Below are 9,454 nucleotides of genomic sequence, written 5' to 3' on the forward strand. Positions count from 1 at the left end.
AACGAATCCGGGAAGAAAAGCGCATGAATCAGACTCCGCAGCAGAGCAACCAGGGACCGGTCGACGTCGTCATCATGGCGGCCGGCAAGGGCACGCGCATGAAGAGCAAGCTGCCCAAAGTGTTGCATCGTTTGGCCGGCCGCGCCTTGCTGGCCCACGTGACCGACACCGCCGCGCGCATCGGCGCGCGCCATGTCGTGGTCGTGACGGGCCACGGCGCCGAGCAGGTCGAAGCCGCCATCAAGGCCACGGCCGTGAACGCCGCCGCGCTCGGCTTCGCGCGCCAGGAGCCCCAGCTGGGCACCGGCCATGCCGTGCAGCAGGCCACGCCGCAGCTGCCGGACGACGGCACCGTGGTGATCCTCTCGGGCGACGTGCCGCTCATCGCCGAGGACACGCTGCGCACCCTCATCGCCGCCAGCGGCGGCGAGCGGCTCGCGCTGCTGACCATTGAACTCGACGACCCGACGGGCTACGGCCGCATCATCCGCACCCGCGCCGGTGGCGAGGTGACGGCCATCGTCGAGCACAAGGACGCCACCGAGGCGCAGCGCGCCGTGCGCGAGATCAACAGCGGCGTGATGGCCGCGCCCGCGCGGCTGCTCAAGGGCTGGCTCGCGCGGCTGGACAACAAGAACACCCAGGGCGAGTACTACCTGACCGACATCGTGAAGTTCGCGGCCGACGACCGCGTGCCGGTGGTGGCGCATGTCACGACCGACGCGCTGCAGGTGGCGGGCATCAACAGCCCGGCCCAGCTCGCGGCGCTGGAGCGCGCCTGGCAGCTGCGCCAGGCCAACGCGCTGATGGAACAGGGCGTGCGCCTGGCCGACCCGGCGCGCTTCGACCTGCGCGGCACGCTGAGCTGCGGCGCCGACGTCGACATCGACGTCAACTGCGTGTTCGAAGGCACGGTGTCGCTGGGCGAAGGCGTGCGCATCGGCGCGAACTGCGTGATTGCCAATGCGCGCATCGAGGCCGGCGCGGTGATCCACCCCTTCACCCACATCGACGGCGAGAAGGCCGGCGTGACGGTGGGCGCGGGCGCGCTGGTCGGGCCGTTTGCGCGGCTGCGGCCCGGCGCCCAGCTGGGCGCCGAGGTGCACATCGGCAACTTCGTCGAGGTCAAGAACTCCACATTGGCGGCCGGCGCCAAGGCCAACCACCTGGCCTACCTGGGCGACGCCACGGTGGGCGAGCGCGTGAACTACGGCGCGGGCAGCATCACGGCCAACTACGACGGCGCCAACAAGCACCGCACCGTGATCGAGGCCGACGTGCACGTGGGCAGCAACTGCGTGCTCGTGGCGCCCGTGACCATCGGCGCGGGCGGCACCATCGGCGGCGGCTCGACGGTGAACAAGTCGACCGAGCCCGGCGCGCTGACCGTGGCGCGGGGCAAGCAGGTCAGCTTCGCGAACTGGAAGCGGCCGCAGAAGTTGCCGAAGAACTGACGGCGGCTTCGGGCTCTGGTTCGGGACAGGCGCCCTGCCCCGGACCTCACCAGCCCGTCAACAGGCGCACGAAGCGCATCACCGGCCGCGCCGCCACCGGCGCCGTGGCCCGGGCCACGCGCTGGGGCGCATGCACCCGCAGGTGCACCGCCGTCACCGCCGACACCTCGATCCATCCGCCCTGCGGCACGCAGTGCACGTCGCCCTCGCCGAGCAGTGTCTCGGTCATGAACACCGTCTCGCCCAGCCAGCCCGGCGGCGACACCACGCGGGCGCGGCCCTCGGCCAGCTGCAGCCAGGCGCCCGCGTCGACGGCGGTGCGCAGCGACTGGCCGGGTTCGAGGACGATGGAATCGGGGGCTTCGGACAGGGTGGTGATCATGGCGGACCTCGGGTGGATGTGGGCTTCATCGTAGGAATTCCGCCGCTCGAAAAACAGGCACACCCGACGGCTATTGCGACCGGAACAGCCGAGCCGCCACGCCATCTGTTATGGTCTTTTTCCCAGTCAACTGCATCTGTTTTCGGATGCCCGATGCGGGGAACATCGACCCATGGACTCGCTACCGCTCTACCGCCAGCTCGCGGCGCACTACGTGGACGCGATCCACGCCGGTTCGCTCAAGGCCGGCGACAAGCTCCCCTCGCTGCGCAGCCTGATGCGGCTGCACGACATCAGCCTCTCGACCGCACTGCAGGTGTGCCGCGCCATGGAAAGCGAAGGCTGGGTCGAGGCGCGCGACCGCTCCGGCTACTTCGTGCGCCGCCCGCAGCGGCTGGCCATCGCGGCGATGGAAGAGCCCGTGTCCGGCCTGCCGCCCGACCCGGCGCAGTTCGTCAACATGCGCACGCGCATGGCCAACTTCATGGCGCGCGGGCGCCTCAACGACGTGAAGCTCAACTTCGCGATCTCGCGCGCCGCCCCCGAGCTCTATCCGGCCGAGGCGCTGCGCAATGCCATGACACGCGCGCTGCGCCAGCGCCCCGAGCTGCTGACCACGGCCTCCTCGCAAAAAGGCCACGAACAGTTCCGCCAGGTCGTGGCCCAGCGCAACCTGCGCGTGGGCATGACCGTGGCGCCCGACGACGTGCTGGTCACCAACGGCTGCATCGAGGCGCTGAACCTCGCGCTGCGCGCCATCGCCAAGCCCGGCGACACCGTGGCCGTCGAGTCGCCCACCTTCTACGGCCTGCTGCAGGTGCTCGAAAGCCTGGGCCTGCGCGGGCTGGAGATTCCCACCAGCCCGCAGACCGGCATCTCGCTGGAGGCGCTCGACCTGGCCATCCACACCTACGACGACATCAAGGCCGTGGTGGTGGTGCCGCACCTGCAGAACCCCATCGGCAGCGTGATGCCCGACGCCCACAAGCAGCGGCTGGTGCAGCTGTGCGAGAGCCACGGCATCGCGCTGGTCGAGGACGACACCTACAGCGACCTGGTGGAGACCGAGGTGCCGCCGCGCGCCATCAAGTCCTGGGACCGCACGGGCAACGTGGTGTATTGCGCCTCGCTGCACAAGGTGCTGGCGCCGGGCCTGCGGCTGGGCTGGATCACGGCCGGGCGCTGGCATGCGCAGGTCGAGATGCTCAAGTACGCGCAGACGCGCAACAACGAGGCGCTGGCGCAGATCGCCGCGGGCGAGATCATTGCCAGCGGCGGCTACGACCGCCACCTGCGCCGGCTGCGCGAACGCCTGCACACGCAGCGCGACCAGACGGCCGACGCCATCGCGCGCTACTTCCCGGCCGGCACGCGGCTGAACCTGCCGCGCGGCGGCTTCCAGCTGTGGGTGGAGCTGCCCGAGCGGCTGTCGTCGGTGGCGGTGTTCGAAGCGGCCTTGCGCGAGCACATGCTGGTGGCGCCGGGCGCGCAGTTCTCGAACGCCTCGCGCTTCGACCACTACCTGCGCATCAACTGCGGCTGGCCCTTCAGCGAAGCGGTCGATGCGGGGCTGCGGCGGCTCGGGCGGATCGTCGAGGAAGGCTGCGCGGCGCAGAAGCACCCGCCGGCGACGCTGGTGCGATCGCCGCGCGCTGCAACTCAGTCCAGCAGCGCCAGGGCCGCGTAGTCGCCCACCTTGTCGCCGAGCCCGGCGGGCACCAGCAACACGCCGCGCGTGAGCGGCGGCAGCTTGCCGTCGACCTGCGCCTGCAGCCGCGGCAGCACGAAGTCGCGGTGGTGCCAGAACACGCTGCCGCCCAGGCTGATGCGCTGCAGGTCGAGCGTGATGACCAGGTTGTAGAGCATGCGGCCGATCACGCGGCACAGCGCGTCGGCCTTCTCGAGTGCCGCAGCGTCACCGGCCGCGGCGGCCGTGAACAGATCGGCCGCGGGTTGGCCGAAGCGGTGCGCGATCGAATTGCCGCCCGCCAGCGCTTCCACGTCGCCCAGGTTGCCGCAGCCGCACAGCGCGCCGCTGTCGTCGTCGACCACGAAGCTGTGGCCCGCATGGCCGGCGTTGCCGTTCTTGCCGCGCAGTGCCTTGCCGTCGACGCACAGGCCCACGCCCACGCCCGTGCTCCAGGTGGCGTAGGCGCAGTTGTCGAGCCCCTTCAGTGCGCCCCAGTGGCGCTCGGCCTCGAGCGCGGCCACGGCGTCGTTCTCGACGCGCACGCGGGCGAAGCGGCGCGCCAGCGGCGCCTCGACGATGGCCGTCATCCAGTTGTTGGGCAGCCCGCGCGAGGGGCCGGCGATGCCGCCGCAGATGTTGGGCGTGGCCAGCTCGACCATGCCGTCGTGCAGCTCGAAGGGCCCGGTCGACGACACGCCCACGCGGTCGATGCTCGCCGGGTCGACGCCCTGCTCGACGCACACCTCGTCGATGAGCCGCAGGATCTGCACCGCCACGGCGTCGTTGCTGCCGGTCTTGGCGGTGGGCTCGCTGCGGCGGCCGATCAGCGGCGCGTCGCTCGAAGCGGAAAGGCTCACGGCGACCTTGGTGCCGCCGATGTCTACGCAGGCTCTCATTGCGGGGTTCTCTTCTTTCTCTGTCTTGCCCGCGCCGTGCTCAGAGCAGCCGCGCGACCAGCGCCGCGATCATGCTGAGCACCACCGTGCTCGCGATCGGCAGCTGCCAGTCGCGGCCGAAGGCGCGAAACTCGAAATCGCCGGGCAGCCGTCCGAAGCCGAAGCGGCGCAGCCAGGCGGTCAGGCCGCTCATGAGCACCAGCGCCAGGACAACGACGATCAGCCAGCGGAACATGCAGACAGTCTAGGCGGCCAGTACAGCCAGGGCTTGTCGGTGAAGTTCGGGTGTGGCCGCCGCGATCACGCGCTGGTCGGGATTCAGCCCCAGCGGCCGGCCCTCCCAGTCGGTGACGACGCCGCCCGCGGCCTCGATGAGGCCCGCCGGGCCCAGGAAGTCGTAGGGCTGCAGCCCCGTCTCGACCACGAGGTCGATGGTGCCGCCCGCGAGTTGGGCGTAGCCGTAGCAGTCGCCGCCGAAGCGGCGCATCGCGCACTGGCGGCTCAGGCGGTCGAAGGCGCTCCAGTCGGCCGGCGAGAAGATGTCGGGCGAGGTGGTCACGATGCGGGCCTTGGCGATCTCGGTGCAGCCGCTCACGCGCACGGGCTGGCCGTCGCGCGTCGCGCCCTTGCCGGCCTCACCGATCCAGCGCTCCTTCAGCACCGGCATGTCGACCATGCCCAGCACCACGCGACCGCCCTGCAGCACGCCGATGAGCGTGCCCCACAGTGGCGAGCCGGTGATGAAGCTGCGCGTGCCATCGATCGGGTCGAGCACCCAGATGCGGTCGGCGTCGAGCCGCTCGGGACCGTGCTCCTCGCCGAAGATACCGTCGGTGGGCACGCGCGCGCCGAGGATCTCGCGCATGGCCGTTTCGGCGGCGCGGTCGGCCAGCGTGACCGGGCTTTCGTCGGCCTTGGTGATGATGTCCAGCGGCGTGCGGAAGTAGCGCATCGACTGGGCGGCGGCCGCATCGGCCAGCGCACCGGCGATCGCGGAAAGGTCGGGGGCGGAAGAGCTCATGGGAAGGAGAACGCGTGCCAAAAGCTGCGATTAGACCCGAGCCCGCGCCTGTTCCGCCATCGCCGGGGCATTCGTGCGCCCGGCCCCTTCACCTGCGGGCTAGCGCTGCTGTCCCCAGCGCCGCACCGTGAGCCGCTCCAGTGTGCGAAAGCCCAGGCTTTCCACCAGCAGGCCGATCAGCACCACCAGCGCGAGGCCGGCGAACACGCGGTCGGTGTACAGCTCGTTGCGGTTCTGGAAGATGTACCAGCCCAGCCCGCCCTTGCCCGACGAAGCGCCGAACACCAGCTCGGCCGCGATCAGCGTGCGCCACGCAAAGGCCCAGCCGATCTTCAGCCCCGACAAAATCGACGGCAGCGCGGCCGGCACCAGGATCTGCAGCACGTAGCGCAGCCCCGTCAGCCCGTAGTTGCGCCCCGCCATGCGCAGCGTCTCGGGCACGCCCTGGAAGCCCGCGTAGGTGTTGAGCGCCAGCGGCCACAGCACCGAATGGATCAGCACGAACACCAGGCTGCCGCGGCCCAGCCCGAACCACAGCAGCGCCAGCGGCAGCAGCGCGATCGCGGGCAGCGGGTTGAACATCGAGGTCAGCGTGTCCAGCAGGTCGCGCCCGATGCGCGTGGACACGGCCAGCGTCGTGAGCCCGAAGGCCAGCAGCACGCCCGCCAGGTAGCCCTGCAGCAGCACGGCCAGCGAGATGCGCACCTTCTCGACCAGCTCGCCGCTGGCCAGCCCTTCGATCAATGCACGGGCCGTGGCGGTGAAGGTGGGCAGCAGCAGGTCGTTGTCCTGCCAGCGCGCCGCCAGCTCCCACAGCACGGCGATGACGGCGAGGATCAGCCCCTTGCGCAGCCAGGTGTGCGAGGCCAGGCGCGTGGCCAGCGGCAGCGCGCGTTCGACCGGCAGTTCGGTGAAGGGCTCGAGCGTGCGTTCGTACTCGGGGCGGATGGGTGGCGTCAGGGTGCTCATGGGGTGCCCTGTTCTTCCTCGAACAGCATGTCGTGGATGCGCCGCGCCGTCGCCTGGAAGTCCGCACCGCCCAGGCTGTCCAGCGAGTAACCATGGCTGTTGAGTTCGGCGCGCATGCGCCCCGGGTGCGGCGACAGCAGCGCCACGCGGTTGCCGACCACCAGCGCCTCTTCGATCGAGTGCGTGACGAACAGCAGCGTGAAGCGCACCTCGTCCCACAGTTCGAGCAGCTCCTGCTGCATGCGGCGGCGCGTGAGCGCGTCGAGCGCGGCGAAGGGCTCGTCCATCAGCAGCACGCGCGGCTGCATCGCCAGCGCCCGCGCGATCGCCACGCGCTGCTTCATGCCGCCCGAGAGCTGGTGCGGGTGCACGTCGGCGAATTTCGAGAGGCCCACCTTGTCCAGGTAGTGCAGCGCGCGCTCGTCCGCCTCCTTGCGCCCCAGCGTGCGCGAGGCGAGCAGCGGGAACATCACGTTCTGCTTCACCGTCTTCCACGGCGGCAGCTGGTCGAACTCCTGGAACACGACGATGCGATCGGGGCCCGGTTGCGATACGCGCCGGCCGTCGAGCCGGATCTCGCCCTCGACCGGCGGGATGAACCCGGCCACGGCCTTGAGCAGCGTGGACTTGCCGCAACCCGAGGGCCCGAGCAGCACGAAGCGGTCGGCGGCATGCACGTCGAAGCTCACGCGGTGCGTGGCGCGCACCACGCGCTCGGGCGTGCGGTACTCGAGGCTGACGCCCTCGACCTGCAGCAGCGCCTCGTGCACGTACGGCGGTGCCGCGTCGCCCGTGGCCACCACGCCGCGCCGCCGGGCCGGCCGCTGCGGCGCCACCGCGCCGCCGAGGAAGGCCGCGGCGGGCGGCCCTGCCAGGCGCTCGAGCCGGGACAGCATCGCGTCAGTTCCCCGAAGCCGTGTGCGCGTCGTCGAAGAAATAGTCCTTCACCGACGCCGGCTTGTTCTTGATCGCGCCCACGCGGTGCATGAACTCCGCGAACACGTAGGTGTTCTGCGGCGCGGTCTTGAACTGCACCTCGGGGTTCTTGATGATCTTCAGCAGCAGCTCGCGGTCGAGCTTGGCGTTGCTCACCTTGAGGTAGATGTCGGCCGCCTTCTCGGGGTTGGCCGTGACGAACTTCGCCGCCTCGTCGAGCGCGTCGACGAACGCCTTGTAGGTCTTGGGGTTCTCGTTGCGGAATTTCTCGGTGGCGTACAGCACCGTGGCCGACGACGGCCCGCCCAGCACCTGGTACGAGTTCAGCACGATGCGCGCGTTCGGATTGCCCGCCAGCTCCTGCTCCTGGAACGGCGGGTTGCCGAAGTGCCCCGTGATCTCCGTGCCGCCCTTGATGATCGCCGCCGCCGCGTCGGGGTGCGGCAGCGCCACGCTGATCTTGTCGAGCCGGTTGAACTCCTTGTCGCCCCACAGCTTGGCCGACGCGATCTGCAGCACCCGCGACTGCACCGACACGCCCACCGCGGGCAGCGCGATGCGGTCCTTGTCCGTGAAGTCGGCGATCGACTTCACGTTCGGGTTGTTGCTCACCAGGTAGTACGGAAAGTTGCCCAGCGAGGCCACGCCCTTCACGTTCTGCTTGCCCTTGGTGCGGTCCCACAGCGTGAGCAGCGGCCCCACGCCGGCGCCCGCGATCTCGATGTTCCCCGACAGCAGCGCGTCGTTCACCGCCGACCCGCCCGAGAGCTTGACCCACTCCACCTTCGCATCGACCCCCGCGGCCTTCGCGTGCTTCTCGATCAGCTTCTGTTCCTGCGCCACGTTGAGCAGCAGGTAGACGATGCCGAACTGCTCGGCGATGCGGATCTGCCCTTCGGCGTGCGCGGCCAGGCTGCCGGCGAGAAGGCCGAGGCCGGTGACGAGCGCGGCGGCGCGGCGGGTGAAGCGGTTCATTGGAAAGTCCGGAAAAGAGAAAGAAAAGAAATCAGAAAGGCGTGTCGCCCACGATGGTGGTGCGGTTGAGCCGGCGGCGCAGGTGGTCGGGCGTGCCTGCCGCGAGGTGCATCAGCGAGCGGTTGTCCCAGAACACCAGGTCGTGCGGCGCCCACGCGTGGCGATACACGAACTCCGGCCGCGTGCTGTGCGCGAACAGCTCGGCCAGCAGCGCATCGCTCTCGCCTTGCGGCAGGCCGACGATGCGCGTCGTGAAGTGCTCGCTGACGAACAGCGCCTTGCGCCCCGTCTCCGGGTGCGTGCGCACCACGGGTTGCACAGCGGGTGCGACCTGATCGATCTGCGCTTGTGAAAGCTTCGGGCGCCACGGATTCTTCGCACGCAGTTCCTCGTACTTCGCGAGGTAGCTGTGCTCCGCCTTCAGCGGCAGGATGCGCTGCTGCAGCTCGGCAGGCAGCGCCTCCCATGCCAGGTGCTGGTCGGCGAACAGCGTGTCGCCGCCTTCGCTCGGCAGCTCCTGCGCGTACAGCAGCGAGCCCAGGCTGGGATGGGGCTTGTACGAAATGTCGGAGTGCCAATACACGCCCGCGTCGCCAAGACCGATCGGCTCGCCGTTCTCCTTGATGTTCGAGACGATCAGGATCTCGGGGTGGTTCTTCAGCTGGAACTGGTGCAGCACGTGGATCTCGAGCGGCCCGAAGCGGCGGCTGAAGTCGATGTGCTGTGCGGGCGTGATGCGCTGGTCGCGAAAGACCAGCACGTGGTGGTCCAGGTGCGCGCGGTGGATGCGTTGGAAGTCGGCGGCGTTGATCGGCTCAGCGATGTCGAGCCCGACGATCTCCGCACCGACCGGCGCATCGAAAGGCCGCACCTCGAAGGGCTGCGCGGGCGCCTCTGCGGCGGGGGTAGCGCGGGAAAGAACGGCAGTCATGCCGCGAATGTAGAAGCGCGCCCTCCATTCCCCAACGAAGTCTTTGTTGCTTGCTTATGACCAAGTCTTTTCGTTGAAAGCACAAGCCCCGGGCCGAGCGAAGCGACGGCCCGCCCGGCATCCAAGCCCCTCTGGCTGCGCCGAGGAGCGCAGCGTTTCGCGGATCAGGGCTCGCAGCTGTTTGAGCGAAGCGAGTTCTG

General features: G+C 69.8%; 10 protein-coding genes. 2 read left to right on the forward strand and 8 right to left on the reverse strand.

Features of this window, described 5'->3' with window-relative positions; genetic code table 11:
- Window positions 1–23: 23 nt before the first annotated feature.
- A complete protein-coding gene (gene glmU, locus AC1RLW_RS30190; RefSeq protein ID WP_493196124.1) occupies window positions 24–1,454 on the forward strand; it encodes a bifunctional UDP-N-acetylglucosamine diphosphorylase/glucosamine-1-phosphate N-acetyltransferase GlmU in 1,431 nt (476 codons plus the stop codon).
- A gap of 46 nt (window positions 1,455–1,500) precedes the next feature.
- Here glmU and AC1RLW_RS30195 read toward each other — a convergent pair whose 3' ends face one another.
- Window positions 1,501–1,836, reverse strand: a complete 336-nt coding sequence (locus AC1RLW_RS30195; protein ID WP_307695563.1) for a hypothetical protein — start codon at window positions 1,834–1,836, stop codon at window positions 1,501–1,503.
- 172 nt (window positions 1,837–2,008) lie between these two features.
- Between AC1RLW_RS30195 and AC1RLW_RS30200 the strand changes: the two genes are divergently transcribed.
- Entirely contained in the window at window positions 2,009–3,523 is a 1,515-nt protein-coding gene (locus AC1RLW_RS30200) for an aminotransferase-like domain-containing protein (RefSeq protein WP_159273906.1), read from the forward strand.
- On the opposite strand, the gene AC1RLW_RS30205 is transcribed toward AC1RLW_RS30200, so the two are convergent.
- The 7 genes from AC1RLW_RS30205 to AC1RLW_RS30235 all read right to left on the reverse strand — a co-directional run bounded on the left by AC1RLW_RS30205 (window position 3,496) and on the right by AC1RLW_RS30235 (window position 9,254).
- A complete protein-coding gene (locus AC1RLW_RS30205; RefSeq protein WP_493196125.1) occupies window positions 3,496–4,422 on the reverse strand; it encodes an ROK family protein in 927 nt (308 codons plus the stop codon). The two genes, AC1RLW_RS30200 and AC1RLW_RS30205, sit on opposite strands and share 28 nt — an antisense overlap.
- 40 nt (window positions 4,423–4,462) lie before the next feature.
- Entirely contained in the window at window positions 4,463–4,657 is a 195-nt protein-coding gene (locus AC1RLW_RS30210; protein WP_056575522.1) for a DUF2905 domain-containing protein, read from the reverse strand.
- A 9-nt stretch (window positions 4,658–4,666) separates the two neighbouring features.
- Window positions 4,667–5,443, reverse strand: coding sequence for a histidinol-phosphatase (hisN, locus tag AC1RLW_RS30215; RefSeq protein ID WP_095743642.1), 777 nt, complete (start codon window positions 5,441–5,443; stop codon window positions 4,667–4,669).
- A 99-nt stretch (window positions 5,444–5,542) separates the two neighbouring features.
- A complete protein-coding gene (locus AC1RLW_RS30220; RefSeq protein WP_493196126.1) occupies window positions 5,543–6,412 on the reverse strand; it encodes an ABC transporter permease in 870 nt (289 codons plus the stop codon).
- Window positions 6,409–7,308, reverse strand: coding sequence for an ABC transporter ATP-binding protein (locus AC1RLW_RS30225; protein WP_493196127.1), 900 nt, complete (start codon window positions 7,306–7,308; stop codon window positions 6,409–6,411). The genes AC1RLW_RS30220 and AC1RLW_RS30225 overlap by 4 nt, the downstream gene beginning before the upstream one ends.
- A gap of 4 nt (window positions 7,309–7,312) precedes the next feature.
- Entirely contained in the window at window positions 7,313–8,323 is a 1,011-nt protein-coding gene (locus AC1RLW_RS30230) for an ABC transporter substrate-binding protein (RefSeq protein ID WP_139705290.1), read from the reverse strand.
- Between the two features lie 31 nt (window positions 8,324–8,354).
- On the reverse strand, window positions 8,355–9,254 hold the full coding sequence (locus AC1RLW_RS30235) for a TauD/TfdA dioxygenase family protein (protein ID WP_493196128.1): 900 nt from the start codon (window positions 9,252–9,254) through the stop codon (window positions 8,355–8,357).
- Window positions 9,255–9,454 lie beyond the last annotated feature (200 nt).

It is taken from the genome of Variovorax sp. GW822-FHT04A09, from assembly GCF_058801005.1.